The following is a 17,635-nucleotide window of genomic DNA, read 5'->3' on the forward strand; positions in this document are numbered from 1 at the left end:
CATGGCGGCCGGATCGCAGCCGACACTCGATGCGCCGCACGGGATTTCGGGACATCTCGTCGGTTTCGTCGAGGCATTGCGGGCGCATGGCATTCCGGTCGGTCCCTCGGAGACGGTGGACGCGGGCCGCGTGGTTTCGGTGCTGGATCTGATGGACCGCGAGGTCGTGCGCGAGGGGTTGGCCTGTGCGCTGCTGCGCCGCCCCACCCATCGCAGTACCTTCGACGGCCTGTTCGACCTGTGGTTCCCGGCCGCCCTCGGCGCGCGCAGCGGCGCTGCGGAGGATCTGGAGGTTGCGCGCACGCCGTCCGGTGAAATCGACATTCCGGCGCTGCGTGACGTGCTCGCGACCCTGCTGACCAGGGAGGATTCGACGCAACAGCAGGAAATGATCGCCGCGCAACTGGTCGAACAACTCGGGCAGTACGAATCCTCGCGCGGTCCGTCCTTCTCGGCGTACCGGACGCTGCGTGCGGTACAGCCGGAAACACTGCTGGCCAGGATCCTGGCGGGGATGGCCGTCGGACCGGATACCAGCGAATTCGATACCGAGATCGCGCGCCGCATCGGACGGCAGCGCATCGCCGGATTCCGCGCCATCGTGGAGGCGGAAACGCATCGGCGGGTGGCCGAGAATATCGGCAGGGAGCGCGTCGCGAGCTATGCCGTCGCCCGGCATGTCGAGGATATCGATTTCCTGCGTGCTTCGGAAACCGAGCTCGCCGAGATGCGGCGCAGCACGCAGCGACTGGCCCGAATCCTGGCGTCCCGACTTGCCGTGCGGCGCAGGCACGCCCGTCGCGGTGAGATCGATCTGCGCAAGACGCTGCGCAAATCCATGTCGACCGGCGGCGTACCCATCGATCTGGTGAATCGCAAACCGCGACCGGGTCGTCCCGAATTGGTGCTGCTCTGCGACGTGTCCGGCTCGGTGGCCGGATTCAGCAACTTCACGCTCTTGCTGGTCAATTCGCTACGCGAACAGTTCTCCCGGATGCGGATATTCGCTTTCGTGGACCGGACCGATGAGGTGACCCGGTTCTTCGATCCGAAGACCCAGCCGGACCAGTCCATGACCCGTATCTTCTCCGAAGGAAAGGTGGTCGGCCTGGACGGGCACTCCGACTACGGCCATGCGTTGTCGAGCTTCGTCGAGCAGTGGCCCGACGCGGTCACCTCCCGCAGTTCGCTGCTGATTCTCGGCGACGCCCGCACCAATTACCGTGATCCGGAACTGAAGGTGCTGCGCGAGCTGGTGCAGACCGCCAAACATGCGCATTGGCTCAATCCCGAGAAGGAAAACAATTGGGGCACCGGCGATTCCGCCGCCGATAGGTACCGCGAAGTGATCGAGATGCACGAGTGCCGCTCGGCCAAACAACTGACCGCGGTGGTGTCGCGACTGCTACCGGTGTGAGGTGGCTGAAGTGCGTTCCACACGGCCGGAATTCGCGGCCCCACAACGGGTGCATTGATCTGCGATTGCATCCGACCTGTACGCGGGTATGCACCGGAATGACACGGCTCAGCCGGTGCGATGCTGATGGCGTTTGCGGACGGTAAGAAAACTGTTAGGTGGCATCGGCATTGTTGTAGCGAACACCGAGATCGCCTCGGTGCGACGTGGATTCGGGAGTTCCAGATGAACAAGACCGCCGCTGTTATCGGTGCACTGGCCGGCGCCGCAGTACTCACGGCCTGCGGGCCGGACGCTTCGCCGCAGACCGGGAGCGGATCGTCGGTGCCCGCGACCTCGTCCGCGGTGGGGGCGAAGACGACCGTCGCCGGATCGCCGCGAGCCGAAACCTTCACCGCGACAACACTGCATCTCGAGGGTGCCGGGTACAAGATCGACGTGCCTCAGGTGAGCGGTGGAAAGGCCGATGCCAGAACCGAATTCAACGCGGCGATGCGGGCCGGGGCGCAGGAGTGGATCGACCGCATCAGCCGTCCGGGCGATTCGGTCACCGGCGGTGACAGTCAGGTTGTCCGCATCGGTGCGCAGGTGCTCAGCGGGCATCTGGTCGTCAGCATGTACGGCGAGGGCGCCGCGCACCCGAACAGCAACGACTTTGCGCACGTCACCGATATCGACACCGGCAAGGCCATCACGCTGCCGGACTTGTTCACCGACCTCCAGCAGGGCCTAGACGTCCTCTCGGCTCAGGCCGAGGCCCAGGTACAGCGGAACCCGAGGGCGGCGGGCTACAGCAAGAGCCTGCTCGCCCCGGTCGCCGCGCACTTCCAGACCTGGGTCGCCACGCCCGATGGCATCCGGATCTATCTCGGTGAGATCGCCTCGCACGCCGCGGGTGCGATCGATGTCACCGTGCCGTGGTCCGCGCTGGACGGCGTGTTGAAGCCGGGGCTGCGCGCGGTCGTCAGCAGTTGATGAACCTGCGATAGCTCGCGGTGGTACGTTCTCGAGCACGGACGCGAGCTATTCGGGGAGGCGAAATGAGGAAGACCGCTACCGCCGTCCTGGTCAGCGTCCTGTTGGCCGTGCTGATGGCCTGCGGGTCCGCCGACCGGGCCGAATCGCCCACAGCACCGGCCTTCACCGCGACCTCCGTCGAACTCGAGGGCCCCTGGTACTCCTTCGATCTGCCGCAGGTCGAGGGCGGAACCGACGCTGCGCGCACCGACTTCAACGAAGGTATGCGCGCCGAATTGGATCCGTACATCCGAGCCGCGGCGCAGAACCAGCGGGTGAAGGGATACCAGAGCGAGGTCGCCCATATCGGTCGCCATGTGCTCAGCGGTGTGCTGGGCATCGAGGTCGACGACGGCTACGCGCATCCGACCACCTTCAAGCGAACGCACGTAACGGATATCGACACCGGCAAGGCGCTCACCCTGCCGGATCTTTTCATCGACCTGCAGAAGGGGCTCGATCGGCTGTCGGCGCAGGCGCAGGCGCAGATCCCCAAAACCCGGGTCGGCACGAACCCCTACGACAAGCAGCGCATCGAACCGGCGGTGGAGAACTTCAAGGACTGGCTGGCCATGCCCGACGGTCTGCGCGTCTACCTCGGGGAGATCGCCTCCCACGCACTGGGCTATATCGATATCACGATCCCGTGGTCCGAACTCGACGGAGTACTGAAGCCGGGTCTGCGGGCAGTTGTCAGCAGTTGACCGTCCGGCCCCGGCTCGCGCCGAACTGACCGGTTAAGCTCGGCTCTCATGCAGGAGAACGGTCGGCGTCGACGCAAGCTGGGGGTGATGGGTGGCACCTTCGACCCCATCCACCACGGCCACCTCGTCGCCGCCAGCGAGGTAGCGAACCGGTTCGAACTGGACGAAGTGATCTTCGTCCCTACCGGACAGCCGTGGCAGAAGGCCGATCGACAGGTCAGCCCGGCCGAGGATCGCTACCTCATGACCGTGATCGCCACCGCCTCCAACCCCCGATTCTCGGTCAGCCGGGCCGATATCGACCGGGGCAAGGTCACCTACACCGTCGACACGCTGCGCGAGATGCGCACCAAGCATCCCGATGCCGAGCTGTACTTCATCACCGGAGCTGACGCGCTAGCCAACATCCTGACGTGGCAGGATTGGGCGGAGTTGTTCGAACTGGCGAAATTCGTCGGGGTGAGCCGACCGGGGTATGAGCTGAACACCGATCATCTCGAGGAACACCTGCGTGACCTGCCGGTCGACGCGGTGACCATGATCGAGATCCCGGCGTTGGCGATCTCATCGAGTGACTGCCGTCGCCGCGCCGCTGAGAACCGGCCGGTGTGGTACCTCGTGCCCGACGGCGTCGTGCAGTACATATCGAAGCGGCATTTATACGTGCCCGTAGGAGTGGAAGGTAAGTAAGGCGTGAGGGAGTGTAGCGAGCGAACCGAGGGCGCGGCCGCATTTGCGGTCATGTCGGAGCCGAGCGCCGGCGAGGCGTCGGCATGACCGCATCTGTCGAATCGGTGGAGATGGCGCAGGTCGCCGCGCGCGCGGCGGACGAGAAGCTGGCCACCGACGTCGTGGTGCTCGACGTGTCCGAACAGTTGGTGATCACCGACTGTTTCGTGATCGCTTCCGCGCCGAACGAGCGTCAGGTCAATGCCATTGTCGACAATGTCGAGGAGAAGCTCCGCCTGGCCGGACACAAGCCGGTCCGGCGTGAGGGCACCCGCGAAGGGCGCTGGGCACTGCTGGATTACGTCGATGTCGTCGTGCACATCCAGCACAATGACGAACGCAATTTCTATGCGCTGGAACGGCTCTGGAAGGATTGTCCGGTAGTTCCAGTGGATGGGATCGCGGCCGGGACCGAGGTACTCGAGCACACCGAGTCCGACGGTGTCGCGGTACGTGGTGAAGCGGGGGAAGACAGCGTGAGCGAGCGTAGCGAGTGAACCATCAATACCGCGAGCCTGCTCGTAGCGGAGCCGAGCAGAGCGGGGCGCAGCTGTGAGCAAGTATGCCGGCGTTCGCACGCTGATCCTGCTGCGGCACGGGCAGACCGAGTGGAATGCCACCGACCGGATGCAGGGCCAGATCGACACCGATCTCACCGAGCTCGGTCGTCGTCAGGCGAAAGAGGCCGCACGCGAACTGGTTTCGCGCAGTGCGATCGCGATCGTCTCCTCCGACCTGCGGCGCGCCTTCGATACCGCATCGGCACTGGCCGACCACACCGATCTGCCGGTGGTCCCGGATCCGCGGCTGCGGGAAACCAATCTCGGCGACTGGGAGGGGTTGACCCATCTGGAGGTCGACGCCGACTATCCCGGTGCGCGGATGGCCTGGCGCTTGGACGCGGCCTATACCCCGCCGGGCGGTGAGAGCAAGCTCGAGGTCGGCGCACGGTCACTACCGGTTGTTCGAGAATTGTTCGCCGAGCGGCGGGATTGGCCCGGCCGGACTATCATCCTAGTGGCGCATGGCGGGCTGATCGCCGCCCTCACGGCCGCGCTGCTCGACCTGCCGCCGCAGAACTGGCCTGCCCTGGGGGGCTTGGCCAATACCAGCTGGGTACAGCTGAGCAGTCACGGTCCGAGCATCGATCAGCCGGGTTGGCGCCTGGATGTGTGGAATGCAGCGGCGAAGGTGGCCCCGGATGTCCTCTGAAGAACCGGTTCGGCAGGTACCGGATGAATTGTTCCGTCGGGTATCGGCCAAGCCCGAACGGGCAATCCCGGATGCGCTTTTCGGGCCCGCCCCGATGAAGAATGTCGAGCAGGAACCGGTCGCGTCGCAAACGGGCGAGTCCGAGAGCGATGAATTGGTTGCCACCGCCGAATCCGGGGAAGGTAACGCCGAGCCCGCCGTACCCGCGACCGTGTCCGGATCCGGCGTTGAGCCCACGGAACCAGCAGGTGAACCACCGGAAGGTGTTGCGGCAGCTTCCGATACGAATATCGCGGCGTCGATCGATGAGTCCGAGATCGGCGCTGCTCCCACAACCGATCCCATAGCTCCCGCAGCGGTTTCGACAAGCGCACACGAGCCCACTGCCGCAGGTGATTCGGTAGTCGACGATCCCGAATCACTACCCGCGCTCGAATCGGTTATCGGTGACAAGGTTTCGGCCGCGGCGGCGGAACCGGCCTCGGCCGATGCATCCGATCGCCCAGTGCTGCTGGTGATCGCGGACTCGCTGTCCTACTTCGGTCCGAAGGGCGGCCTGCCCGCCGACCATCCGAAGATCTGGCCGAATCTGGTCGGCGCCGAACTCGATTGGGATGTCGAGCTGATCGGGCGGATCGGTTGGACCTGCCGGGACGCGTACTGGGCGCTGATCGGCGATCCTCGGGTCTGGGCGGCGGTGCCGCGAGCTGGTGCGGTCGTTTTCGCGGTCGGCGGTATGGACAGCCTGCCCTCGCCGCTGCCGACCGCGCTGCGCGAGTTGATCCGCTATGTGCGTCCGCCCGTGCTGCGTCGCGGGATCCGCGCGACCTACAACTGGCTGCAGCCCACGTTGTCGAAACTCGGTCGGCCCGTGGCCTTGCCGCCGAAGGTGAGTGTGGACTACCTGGAGCAGGCGCGTGAAGCGCTGGCCCAGCTGCGTCCGGATCTGCCGGTCGTCGCGGTGTTGCCGTCTGTGCACAACTGCGCCGCCTACGGGCATGTACACAGCGGCCGAGAGCCCGCCGTCGAGGCATTGCGCGCGTGGTCGGCCGAGACCTCCGTTCCACTGGTCGATCTCGCGGAAGCGGTGCGCGAGGATATCTTCTCCGGCGGCGCGAATCCGGACGGCATCCACTGGGGATGGGCCGGACATACCGCGGTCGCGAATTCGATGATGAAGACCTTGCAGGAGGTTCGGTAGTCCGTGGCCGTTGTGGTCGTCACTGATTCGTCCGCCAGCCTCCCTGCCGAACTTATCGGTGAGTTGGACATTGCCGTTGTCCCACTGCATGTTCTGGTCGGCGACCGCACCATCCACGAAGGTGTCGACGCCATCGATATCGACTACGGCTCGGATACCGTGACGACCTCGGCAGCCTCACCCGGTGAGCTGCGCGCGGTCTACGAGCAGGCCCTGTCCCGCAGCAATGGGGACGGCGTTGTCGCGGTGCATCTTTCGCGTCAACTCTCCGGCACCTGGGAGGCGGGACGGCAGGCGGTCCGCGATATGGACGCCGCCGATCGGGTCCGGCTGGTCGATTCGCTCGGCGCCGGTCTGGCCACCGGACTGCCGGTGCTGGCGGCCGCACGCCGCGCGCACAGCGGCGCGACATTGAATGTCGTCTATGACACCGCCGTCGCCGCTGCCGGCCGATCACGCACCTTCATCCTCGTGAACCGCACCGAACAACTGCGCCGCGGCGGCCGATTGAGTAGCGCCGCAGCATTTTTCGGCAGCGAATTAGTAAGCAAACCGCTGCTGCAGATCATCGGGGGCCGCCTGGAATTACGCGAAAAGGTTCGCACGCGCTCCAAGGCCTACACCAAACTTGTTGCGGCAGCGGTGGATGCGGCCGGTGACGACGGCGCCGCCATCGCCGTACAACACCTCGGTGCCGCGGACGCCGCCAATACCGTTGCTGCCCAACTGCGCGAGTTGGTGCCAGGCATCCGTGAACTGATTATCGCTGAATTCGGGCCGACCCTGGGCGTTCACCTCGGTGTAGGCACTGTGGGCGTGTCGGTCGTTCCCGGCGGCTGTTCCTGATCAGCCAGGGTTCAGCACGCTCGAGCGCGCCGTATCTCGGGTCGAATGGCATGGTGGTCGTAATAATTTCAGCGTGATCGCAACCCCTTCGGTCGATGCCGGAGATGACTAACGTCGCGGCATGATGAGTTGCGTAACGCGAAGGCTCTGAACTGATCGCCGATGTCAAGATCCACGATGTGCGGCGGGTCGGCTGGGCGACCGCGCCCGGCCCGATCTCGGCAGCGGGATATCACCAAGTGCGGCAAGGGTGCTCGGCGACGTCGAGTGCGCTGGCGCAGCTTCGATATCGAGGCGCCCTACGGAAGTTATGGTGACGACGTGGGCAACGAATGTCCGATTTGCGATAAGCACCGGGGGATCGGTGCCCTGGTCGGCCCGGTGCTCTACGCGGACGACCTGATATTGGTGACGCATCGGCCGCTCACCGAAGGCATGCCGGCGCCGGGCTACCTCTTCGTGGAGACCCGACGGCACGCGCCGACGTTGTCGACCTTGACCGACGCGGAGGCGCGGGCCGTGGGCTGGGCAGCTCGACGCGCCGCGCACGCATTGCACGTCGAGCTGGCACCTGAATTCGTATTCTCCGCGATCACCGGAATGAGCATCGCGCATTTCCATCAGCACGTATTCGCTCGTCCGCACGGCACCCCGGCCTCGGTGCCGTGGACGAACGCCGATGCGTGGCCGAACGCGCCGCACATCGATGCGTGCGCACTCGGTGAACTGTGTGACCGCTTGGCGATTCACTTCGTGACCGAGTAATGAGGGGTCACAGCAGGGTGCTGTGTGCGGCGACGAGTTCGGTTACGCGGGACAGCAATGTGTCGACCCGCGATGGTTCGAGGCGGCGTCCGTCCCGAAGCCGCACCGCGACAAGGTCATTCGCGACCTCTTTTGGACCTATCACGACTTGATACGGAATCAAGCGGGCGCGGCGAATGCGTGCGCCGAGGCTACCGAGTTCGTGGTCGGCGACCTCGGCGCGCAGGCCCAGCCCGCGGCAGCGGTCGACGAGCGCGTCGGCGGTCGGCGCCTCGGCCGCCGAAACCGGCAGGACCACCAGCTGAGTCGGGGACAGCCAGGCCGGGAACGCGCCACCATGCACCTCGATCAGGTGCGCGACGGCTCGCTCGACACTGCCGATAATGCTGCGGTGCACCATGACCGGGCGGTGTTCGGCACCGTCCGCGCCGACGTAGTGCAGGTCGAATTGCTCCGGCTGGTGGAAGTCGACCTGCACGGTGGAGAGAGTGAATTCGCGGCCCGCGCTGTCGGTGAACTGGATATCGATTTTGGGGCCGTAGAACGCGGCCTCGCCCTCGGCTGCTTCGTAGGGGATGCCGGCGCGGTCGAGTATGTCGGTGAGCCTGGCGATCGACTGCCGCCAGAGTGTCGGGGCCGCAACGTATTTCCCGCCCGCTGCTGGCAGTGAAAGCCGGTATCGGGTGGGCCGGATGCCCATGGCCGCATGCGCCGATCGGATCAGTTCCAGCGCGTCCGCGACCTCGTCGGCGACCTGATCCGCGGTGCAGAAGATGTGCGCGTCATTGAGCTGAATCGCGCGAACCCGGGTGAGTCCGCTGAGCACGCCGGAGAGTTCGGAGCGATACATCCCGCCCAATTCGGCCATCCGCAAAGGCAATTCGCGATAGCTGTGTGAGCGGGAGCGGAACATCACCGCGTGATGCGGGCACAGACTCGGGCGCAGCACCACCTGCTCGCCGCCCAACGCCATGGGCGGGAACATATCGTCGCGGAAGTGCGACCAGTGCCCGGATATTTCGTAGAGCTCTCGCTTTCCGAGCACCGGTGAGTACACGTGCCGGTACCCGGCCCGTCGCTCCGCGGTGCGGATGAATTCCTCGAGTGCGTGGCGCACGGTGGCGCCGTCGGGCAACCAGTACGGCAGGCCGGATCCGATCAGTGGGTCGGTGTCGAACAAGCCGAGTTCACGGCCGAGTTTGCGGTGGTCGTGCATGGGATCTCCTCGCGGACAGGGGCGAGTGACCACAAGACGAAGCCCCGGGCACTCGCCCGGGGCTTTCGATCAGAACAGCGATCAGCGCGCCGGGACGGTCTCCGGCGTCGTCGTCACTGCAGCGCGCTTCATGTGCGCCACCGTAGCAGAACCCTCGCCGCGCCGGCACATGATTTTCTTGCGGGTTCGATGGTGCTGGCCTGCAAGCAGGAGCAGCCGTGCGGCCACCACCTGCGAATCGATCGGTTGCCTTGCCCGGATGACGACGCAGACGGCCGCGTGTGACAAAGCGGGGAATTGTCCGTGCTCGCTCTAGGATTCCCGGGTGACCGGATACGACCACGATGCCTTCGAGCACCTCGACACCTCGACACTGCCAGCGCGCCAGCGGCGGATCCTCGCCACGATTCGGGACTGGGCGCAGCGGTACGGGTACGCGCCGAGTACCAGGGATATCGGCGATGCCGTAGGCCTGAGGTCCTCCTCCTCGGTGTCGAAACATCTGAAGTCCCTGGAGGACAGGGGATTTCTGCGGCGTGGCGAGACCATGTCGCGGCCGATCGACGTGCGGATGTTCCTGCAGGCGTCCGTGGTTGCGGAGCAGTCCCAGGATTCGGTCGCGGTTCCGGTCGTCGGCGATATCGCGGCGGGTACGCCCATCCTCGCCGAGGAGCACGCCGACGACCTGATGACGCTGCCGCGTGAACTCGTCGGTCGCGGAACGGTTTTCGGACTGCGCGTACGCGGCGATTCGATGATCGATGCGGCTATCTGCGACGGCGATCTGGTGGTGATCCGTAAACAGCACGAGGCGCATTCCGGTGACATCGTCGCCGCGATGATCGATGGGGAGGCGACGGTCAAGGTCTATCGGCGGCGCAACGGGCATATCTATCTGGAACCGCGGAATCCGGCCTACGACGTGATCGACGGTGACGAAGCCGTGGTCTTGGGCAAGGTTGTCTCGGTGATGCGTCGCGTGTGAACGCGGTTCGAAATTCCGTTGTCCGGGCTAATGACCGGCTGTAGCGTCGCTTCGGTTTGTCAATCGATCGAAGGAGTCGATGCCGTCATGAAAGCCGTCACCGAACGCGATATCAGGTCGTCGTTCATCAACTGTTCCAAGACGACCGCCAAGAAGTTGCCGCTGCCCCGGGACCTGGACGCACAGCCGTGGGATGACTTGGATTTCCTCGGCTGGAGCGATCCGTCGCTGCCGGGCCGCGGCTATCTCGTGGTGCCGCAGGACGATCGCGTCGTGGGCATCGCGCTGCGTTATGAAACCGGTGGATCCGGTCGGACGCAGATGTGCGCGATCTGCCTGACCTCGCATACCGGTCACGGCGTCTCGCTGATGACCGCACACAAGGCGGGCGAATCCGGACGCCGGGGCAACTCGATCGGCACCTACATGTGCACCGATCTGGCGTGTTCGCTGTACGCGCGCGGTAAGCGGACACCGGCGCTCGGCAATCGGTATCGCGAGGATCTGATCACCGAGGAGACCAAGATCGAGCGGGTTCGCGACAATATGAACGCCTTCGTCACCAGACTGTTCACCTAGATCCGTCGATTCGCTGCGGCAATGGAATGGAGGTAGATGCCATGTGCCGACACTCAACAGAACTCCCGATGCCCGGGATTCCTCTCCGGTTGAGCAGGCCCGGATTCGGTCCGGACCTGCTCAACTGGAGAGGAATCACTCTTCCTCCGCCAACTCTCGCTGGCCCGACCAGTCGGTATTATTCAGCTGATGGTCAGCAGCGTTCGAATTCGCGAGGGGACCGGCGATGGCGACGAGGCGGGTGTGACGAGGCTGCCGCACTATGCGGCGATGCTGGCGATGGCAGGTGCCCTCCCCGGCGATGCTGATCGCTGGGGCTACGAGGTCAAATTCGACGGAATTCGCGCCATCGGATACGTCGACGAGCAGCTGCGGCTGATCTCGCGCAACGATAAGGACATCTCCGCGGCCTGGCCGGAACTCGCGGATATCGCACCCGGCAATCCGAGATTCGTCGTCGACGGCGAGGTCGTCACCTTCAGCGCCGACGGCAGAACCTCCTTCGAGGCACTGCAGCCACGGATGCATCAGCGCAATCCGGCCATGATCCACGCTTTGCGGAAGTCCATCCCCGCGACGTACCTGATCTTCGACCTGCTCCACATCGGCGACCGATCCTTGATCGACCTGCCGTACGAGCAGCGTCGCCAACTGTTGGAGCAGCTCGGCTTACGCGGCCCGCGTTGGCGGGTCCCACCGCGCTTGTACGGCGTCGGCGCCGATGTCCTCGCCGAATCGAGACGCCTCGGCCTCGAGGGCATTCTCTGTAAACGCCTCGACAGCCCCTACCTACCCGGCCGGCGCAGCCCACTCTGGACCAAGGTCAAAAACGTGCGCGACCAGGAGGTCGTCATCGTCGGCTGGCGACCGGGAACCGGCCGACGCGTCGGCACCATCGGCTCCCTCCTGATGGCAGTGCACGACGACTCCGGAAACCTCGTCTACATCGGCAATGTCGGCACCGGCTTCACCCAATCCACCCTCGCCGACCTCCACTCCAAACTTCAACCCCGACAACGCAATACCCCCACCGTCTCCGCCGATGTCCCGGACGCCATCTGGACCACCCCCACCCTCGTCGGCGAAGTAACTTTCACCGAATGGACCAGCGACGGCCGCCTTCGCCACCCCTCCTGGCGTGGTCTCCGTCCCGACAAGTCCCCCACCGAAGTCACCCGCGCGGAGTAGGCCGCGTCGACGAGGATTGCCTCGTGCGAACCGTCTGCGTCATCGCCCATCCGAACATGTGTCGCTATTCGGCTGCGAAGTCAGAGTAGCGAGCGTGTGCCCGCGGAACTGAAAATTTGCGCGGCCGCGGGCGGGGTTATCCACAGGCTCGCAGTTATCAACAGACTTTTATTTCGCCTGGTCGGCACGAATTCCTGCCCTTGTCGCGGGACTAGCGTCGCCGCCATGTCACGACATGACGAGCGCGAGCGGATTCGCCGACGACTGACCGTGCTGACCGAGCGAGTCGGTGCCAGCCGGACGATCGGTGCCGAACGCCCGGTGCCTTCCGGACGCGGCGGCGCTGAGCTCTGTCGAAGTTCGCCCAGTTCGTCGAGGTCCGCAGATGTATCGGGGCGTGGGAAGCCGCCGGGGCGTGCGGTTCCCGGTGGGCGGTGGGATGACGAGCAGTTATCCGAGGTGGCGCCGTCCCATCCCGAGAAGGCGTCGACCGAGGACGCGAGACCCGACGAAGGTGAGGAGGATTTGGCAGACGGGTTCGGCGAGGTGCGGGCACCAGGTTGGCTGAATGAGCCGCGGCGCCGCTCGTCGTGGCGGGATCGGCTTGTGCCGGAACGGTTTCGTAGGACTCGACTGGATCCGGGGTGGCGGGGAGTGGCGACGCTCATCGCGGTCGGACTCGCGGCGGTGGTCGTCGCGGCTGTCGTCGTGTTGCGTGAGCGACCGGTCGCACAGACCGTACCGCTACCGTCCGCGGTGCGCATCAGTACGAGCGCTGGCACCGGCACGGTACCGGCTGGGCTGTCCGGCGCCAGCATGGCGGCATCATCCGGTGCGGCACCGTCTGCCGTGTCGGTAACCTCCAGTCCCGCAACGGAACTGGTGATCAGCGTGGTCGGCCTCGTACATCGCGGCGGTCTGGTGCGTTTGCCTGCCGGGGCGCGGGTCGCCGATGCACTCACCGCCGCGGGCGGTGCGAAGGACGGTGCGGACCTGAGCGGACTCAACCTCGCCCAGCGCCTTCAGGACGGCGACCAGGTTCTCGTCGGTTCGAGCGGTCCGAATGCGGGGCCGCAACTCGGCAGCACCACGATCGGTGCGGGCGGTCGCGCACCAACTGGCTCGGCCTCGAATTCGGCTGCGGCAACACGACCGTCGAACAAAGTAGACCTCAATTCCGCAACCGAAGCCGAACTCGACGCTCTCCCCGGCATCGGCCCGGTGACCGCCCGCGCAATCGTCACCTGGCGCACCACGAATGGGCGATTCACCGATATCGCCCAACTCGGCGAGGTCGACGGCATCGGCCCGGCCCGGCTCGCCCGCCTGCGCGATCTGGTGACGGTATGACCGCTTTCGCCGGTGCATCGGACGGGCCGGGTGATATCGATCGGCGGGCTGCCGCTGACGGCGAACTGTCAGTGGACAAGGCGCCGATACTCGACGCGCGGCTGCTACCGGCAGCGCTGAGTTGTTGGGGCGCAACGGTTGTCGCGGTGACGGCGGGCTGGGCGGCCGGTTTGGTGCTGGCATCTGTGCTGGTGCTGCTGGCAATCGGACTTTGGGTGGTGTTGTTACGCGCGGTGGCTCATCCCAGTGAGCGGTGGCGGGTGGTCGCTGTCGCCGCACTTGCCGCGCTGCTGCTGGCTGCCGGGTTTGCGGTGGCCGGGGCATGGCGTGAGCATCGGGTGGCGACGCATCCGTTGCGGAACACCGCGGCTGCGGTGCGTGTGGTCGTGGTACCGGTCGATGATCCGAAACCGGTGCGGTCCAACGCATTCGGGGGAGAGCAGCGCTGGACCGTCCGGGCACGGCTGCGCGAGTACCGGCAAGGCGCATCGACGGTGCGGGTGGGTGGCACCGTGGTGATTCTCGCCTCGGGCGCGGACTGGGGCGAGCTGCTGCCTGGGCGAGCGGTGGAGTTCCGGGCCGAGCCGGAGCCGCCGTGGCATCGCGATCTCACCGTCGCCACATTGCGTGCGCAGGGACCGCCGGTGGTGGTCGGTGCATTGCCCTGGTGGCAACGGGTGGCCGCCGCAGTGCGCACCGACCTTGCGTCGGCGGCACGCGTGCTGCCCGAAGAGCAGGCGGGACTACTGCCCGCGCTGGTGGTCGGGGATACCTCCGCGCTGTCCGAAGAAGTCAGCGAGGAGTTCGAAATCGCTGGACTGGAGCATATCTGCGTGGTCAGCGGGGCCAACTTCACGATCTTGTTGGCGGTTGTGCTCGGTGCGGTGCGGCTGCTCACCTTGGGTCCGCGCGTCGGCGCCGTGGTCGCGGCGGCGGCACTGTTGATGTTCATCGTGGTGGCGCGTCCGGACCCGAGTGTGCTGCGGGCGGGGGCAATGGGTGCGATTACCTTGCTGGCCTTGATAACCGGACGCCGCAAGCAGGCATTGCCCGCGCTCTGCGCGGCGGTCATCGGTCTGCTCGCGCTGTGGCCGGAATTGGCGGTGCGCGCCGGATTCGGATTGTCGGTACTGGCGACCGCCGGACTGATCCTCTTGGCGCCGAGTTGGGCGGACTGGTTGCGCGGCCACGGCTGGTGGCGGGTGCCTGCCGAAATCGTCGCGGTATCGGCCGCCGCATTCATGGTGACGACACCGCTCGTCGTTGCGCTGACCGGACGGCTCAGCTTGGTTGCGATTCTCGCGAACATCCTGGTCGAACCGGTAATCGCACCGGTGACGGTGCTCGGTGCGATCGGCACCGTGGTCGCCGTGGCTTGGCCGCCGCTGGCCGAACTGATACTGCGCTGCGCGCAACCACCACTGTGGTGGCTGCTGTTCGTCGCCGAACATGCGGCGAATGTTCCGGGTGCCGAGATCTCTGTGCGCGGTGGGCTCATCGGCGGTGCGATCGCTTGTGCGGCAGTAGTTCTCATTGTGTTGGCATTGCGATCGGCAATGATGCGCCGCCTTGCCGCTGCTGCACTGATCGGTGTGTCGGCCGTGCTGATTCCGGTCCGCGTCTGGCACCCGGGTTGGCCGCCCGCTGGCTGGGTGTTGGCGGTCTGCGATGTCGGGCAGGGTGACGGACTCGCATTATCCGTCGGTGACCATACGGCGGTGGTCATCGATGTCGGACCGGATCCACGCAGCATTCGTACCTGTCTGAATCGCCTGCGCATCAACCGAATTTCGCTTCTCGTGCTGACCCATCCGCACGCCGATCACATCGCCGGACTGGCCGGTGCCCTCCAGGGGCGTTCGGTCGACGCAGTGGCGGTCGGGCCCGATGAACTCGCCGGAACAATGGGCAGCGTCGAATCCGGACGCGAAGGCGACCGGCGAATATCGCATCAGGACAGTTCGGAGGCGGATCCAGGCGGGTCGACGCGCACCGTCCACGAACCGCGTTCCAGGCGAGATCGGCAAGCATCGGTCAGCGGTCCGGAGCAGGTCGCCAGCCTCGCAGCACGGGCCCATATCCCGGTGCTGGAGTTGTCGTCGGGACAGGTATTGCGTTTCGGCGCTGTCGAATTGAACGTACTCGCTCCGCGCCCACTCGCGCACCGCCCAACCGGCCCGCCCAGTATCGACGATGCCAATGACCGCTCGATCGTCATCGCCGCCACCACACCCGCGGGCCGCATCCTGCTCACCGGCGATATCGAGGCTCCGGCGCAACAACGACTACTGCAGTCGGGTGCTCAATTACAGGCCGACGTGCTGAAGCTGCCGCACCACGGATCCCGAACAACCACGAAGGAATTCATCGCCGCCGTCCACCCTCGACTCGCCTTGGTCAGCGTCGGTGCCGACAACACCTTCGGTCATCCGAATCCGGGTCTGCTCGCGGACCTGGCCGATCTGGGCGTTCCCGTTGCGCGGACCGATCACCAGGGTGACGTATTGGTCCTGGGTGAGGGCCGCCAGTTGCGAACCCTGACCGCCCGCGCGACCAGACCGTCGTCGTGATAGCTCAGCGACATGGCCGAGGTGAAAGTGATAATCCTCGATCGCTCCGGCAGCGCCCACCGGGATCCAGCTCTGTGCGCAGAACCGAGAAGCTATCACGTTCCGAGCCCAGACCGAGGACCTCGCGCAAGGGAGCCCTGGACGCTGCGGCCGCGGACGGGGCCACAGCAGCGATAGCCTGGGCATTGACGGTGAAGATGTGCCAGCCACCGTGAAAAGCAGTGCGGCACGAAAACCGCGCGCTCGATCGGCGTGAGAGTCTTCGGTGGCGCACGAACGGGTGATAAAAAGCAGAGTGCGTCGGCGGAGGAAGTTGATCGAGGCCACTGCGGCGGGCAACAGGTGTTCGCATCGGGCCGGGCTGGTACCCGCGAGGGGTGCGGACCTGTCGGTGGCGAACCGTAGGATGCTCGCCGTGAGCGAGCGTAGCGAGCGAACCGACGACACAGCATCGTCGGGCGCGATGCAGCCGAGTGTCAACGAGGTGCAGCCGTGACGGAACAGACCGCGGCCGTGCACCTGGTGCTCGGTGATGAAGAGCTGCTGGTGGAACGGGCCATCGCGGGGATTACGGCGCAGGTGCGGGCGAATGCGCCGGATCCCGATGCGGTACCTGTTGATCGGCTGCGGGCCGGGGATGCCAGCACCGCGGAACTGGCGGAGTTATTGAGTCCTTCGCTGTTCGCCGAGGATCGGGTGATCGTGCTTGAGTCCGCGGCGGAGGCGGGGAAGGATGCGGTCGCGGTGATCACGGCCGCCGCCGGGGATCCGCCCGACGGCGTGGTGCTCGTGGTGCTGCATTCCGGGGGCGGCCGGGCCAAGGCACTGGCTCCCGCGCTGCAGAAGGCGGGTGCGCAGGTGCACGACTGCGCCAAGTTGACCAGGGCGGCCGAGCGGGTGGAATTCGTGCGCGGCGAATTCCGCAATGCCGGGGTGCGGGTTTCGAGCGAGGTCGTGCAGGTGATGTTGGAGGCGGTCGGCTCGGATCTGCGGGAATTGTCCGCCGCCTGTTCGCAATTGGTCGCCGATACCGGCGGCAAGATCGATATCGCCGCGGTGCGCCGCTACTACTCCGGCAAGGCCGAGATCTCCGGTTTCGATGTCGCGGAACTCGCGGTGGCGGGGGATCGGCCTGGTGCCATGGAGGCGTTGCGCTGGGCCACCGACCGCGGCGTACCGCATGTCCTGCTCGCCGACGCACTCGCCGACTCCGTCCACACCATTGCCCGCGTCGGCTCCGCGGGCCGCGGCGACCCATTCAAACTGGCCCAGCAATTGGGTATGCCACCGTGGAAGGTGAAGAAGGCACAAGCTCAAGCGCGCGGTTGGAACCAGGCCAGCATCGGCACGGCCCTGCAAGTCGTCGCCACCCTGAACGCCGACGTCAAAGGCGGCGCCGCCGACGCCGACTATGCCTTGGAACACGCCCTCACCCGGATCCTGGACCTGCACTCCGCAGGCTGACGCGATGCCGCGACAACAGTTGCGCAGCGGATCGCCACCAAGCCCTGGCTGACAGCGGTGCGCGCCGGGGTAGCCGGAATCCAGGATTACCGCTCAGTCGACGCCAACCTCTCATTCACCCACTTATTGATGCTCACCCTTCCTTTGCTCGGCCGCCTCCATAGCCAGTCGTCGATGCAGCGTCGGAGAAATCCGCAACGCGAAGTGCCCACTGAACTTCCGATCCGCCAGCGGTTCGGGAACCGGCTCATGTGACTCCCGAAGATCGACCGCCAAGCCGACCACCAGTTGCACGATCCCCTCGAATGCCTCTGCCATCGACTCCGCCAGCCAGGACAACAAGAGGAATTCGAGGCATCGCCCGCCAGGCGGGGGTGTAAGTCGGGCTAACC

Annotated in this window: 17 protein-coding genes; 15 read left to right on the forward strand and 2 right to left on the reverse strand. The window is 65.8% G+C overall.

All coding sequences use genetic code 11. The annotated features are described in order from the left end of the window. The first annotated feature begins 1 nt into the window (after nucleotide 1). From ACW2Q0_RS10960 to ACW2Q0_RS11000, 9 genes are all read left to right on the forward strand, one after another. A complete protein-coding gene (locus ACW2Q0_RS10960; RefSeq protein WP_457188806.1) occupies nucleotides 2-1,417 on the forward strand; it encodes a vWA domain-containing protein in 1,416 nt (471 codons plus the stop codon). 225 nt (nucleotides 1,418-1,642) lie between these two features. Then, nucleotides 1,643-2,392, forward strand: a complete 750-nt coding sequence (locus ACW2Q0_RS10965) for an RsiV family protein (protein WP_457188808.1) — start codon at nucleotides 1,643-1,645, stop codon at nucleotides 2,390-2,392. A 65-nt stretch (nucleotides 2,393-2,457) separates the two neighbouring features. Continuing rightward, a complete protein-coding gene (locus ACW2Q0_RS10970) occupies nucleotides 2,458-3,138 on the forward strand; it encodes an RsiV family protein (RefSeq protein ID WP_457188810.1) in 681 nt (226 codons plus the stop codon). Nucleotides 3,139-3,186: 48 nt separating this feature from the next. After that, on the forward strand, nucleotides 3,187-3,828 hold the full coding sequence (gene nadD / locus ACW2Q0_RS10975; RefSeq protein WP_457188812.1) for a nicotinate-nucleotide adenylyltransferase: 642 nt from the start codon (nucleotides 3,187-3,189) through the stop codon (nucleotides 3,826-3,828). Nucleotides 3,829-3,911: 83 nt separating this feature from the next. Further along, nucleotides 3,912-4,364, forward strand: a complete 453-nt coding sequence (rsfS, locus tag ACW2Q0_RS10980) for a ribosome silencing factor (RefSeq protein WP_457188814.1) — start codon at nucleotides 3,912-3,914, stop codon at nucleotides 4,362-4,364. Between the two features lie 55 nt (nucleotides 4,365-4,419). Then, nucleotides 4,420-5,079, forward strand: a complete 660-nt coding sequence (locus ACW2Q0_RS10985; RefSeq protein ID WP_457188816.1) for a histidine phosphatase family protein — start codon at nucleotides 4,420-4,422, stop codon at nucleotides 5,077-5,079. Nucleotides 5,080-5,521: 442 nt separating this feature from the next. Continuing rightward, nucleotides 5,522-6,280 (forward strand): diglucosylglycerate octanoyltransferase, encoded by a 759-nt coding sequence (gene octT / locus ACW2Q0_RS10990; protein WP_457188892.1) that lies wholly within the window; start codon nucleotides 5,522-5,524, stop codon nucleotides 6,278-6,280. Between the two features lie 3 nt (nucleotides 6,281-6,283). After that, on the forward strand, nucleotides 6,284-7,126 hold the full coding sequence (locus tag ACW2Q0_RS10995; RefSeq protein ID WP_457188818.1) for a DegV family protein: 843 nt from the start codon (nucleotides 6,284-6,286) through the stop codon (nucleotides 7,124-7,126). A 267-nt stretch (nucleotides 7,127-7,393) separates the two neighbouring features. Beyond that, nucleotides 7,394-7,891, forward strand: a complete 498-nt coding sequence (locus tag ACW2Q0_RS11000; protein WP_457188820.1) for a hypothetical protein — start codon at nucleotides 7,394-7,396, stop codon at nucleotides 7,889-7,891. Between the two features lie 7 nt (nucleotides 7,892-7,898). Here the strand turns inward: ACW2Q0_RS11000 and thrS are convergent, their stop codons facing one another. Next, nucleotides 7,899-9,107, reverse strand: a complete 1,209-nt coding sequence (thrS, locus tag ACW2Q0_RS11005) for a threonine--tRNA ligase (protein WP_457188822.1) — start codon at nucleotides 9,105-9,107, stop codon at nucleotides 7,899-7,901. Nucleotides 9,108-9,432: 325 nt separating this feature from the next. Between thrS and lexA the strand changes: the two genes are divergently transcribed. The 6 genes from lexA (at nucleotide 9,433) to holA (ending at nucleotide 17,243) form a co-directional block, all read left to right on the forward strand. Beyond that, nucleotides 9,433-10,092: a transcriptional repressor LexA gene (gene lexA, locus ACW2Q0_RS11010; RefSeq protein ID WP_457188824.1), complete on the forward strand. Its 660-nt coding sequence runs from the start codon at nucleotides 9,433-9,435 to the stop codon at nucleotides 10,090-10,092. A gap of 87 nt (nucleotides 10,093-10,179) precedes the next feature. After that, nucleotides 10,180-10,671, forward strand: coding sequence for an FBP domain-containing protein (locus ACW2Q0_RS11015; RefSeq protein ID WP_457188826.1), 492 nt, complete (start codon nucleotides 10,180-10,182; stop codon nucleotides 10,669-10,671). 189 nt (nucleotides 10,672-10,860) lie between these two features. Beyond that, on the forward strand, nucleotides 10,861-11,859 hold the full coding sequence (gene ligD, locus ACW2Q0_RS11020; RefSeq protein WP_457188828.1) for a non-homologous end-joining DNA ligase: 999 nt from the start codon (nucleotides 10,861-10,863) through the stop codon (nucleotides 11,857-11,859). Nucleotides 11,860-12,084: 225 nt separating this feature from the next. Then, a complete protein-coding gene (locus ACW2Q0_RS11025) occupies nucleotides 12,085-13,209 on the forward strand; it encodes a helix-hairpin-helix domain-containing protein (protein WP_457188830.1) in 1,125 nt (374 codons plus the stop codon). Further along, a complete protein-coding gene (locus ACW2Q0_RS11030) occupies nucleotides 13,206-15,779 on the forward strand; it encodes a ComEC/Rec2 family competence protein (RefSeq protein WP_457188832.1) in 2,574 nt (857 codons plus the stop codon). The genes ACW2Q0_RS11025 and ACW2Q0_RS11030 overlap by 4 nt, the downstream gene beginning before the upstream one ends. A 492-nt stretch (nucleotides 15,780-16,271) precedes the next feature. Further along, complete coding sequence (holA, locus tag ACW2Q0_RS11035) at nucleotides 16,272-17,243, forward strand: DNA polymerase III subunit delta (protein ID WP_457188834.1); 972 nt, start codon at nucleotides 16,272-16,274, stop codon at nucleotides 17,241-17,243. Nucleotides 17,244-17,366: 123 nt separating this feature from the next. Here the strand turns inward: holA and ACW2Q0_RS11040 are convergent. Further along, nucleotides 17,367-17,635: toxin-antitoxin system HicB family antitoxin (locus ACW2Q0_RS11040; protein ID WP_457188836.1), on the reverse strand; the 269-nt coding region annotated here is incomplete at its 5' end.

This window comes from Nocardia citri (assembly GCF_054065835.1).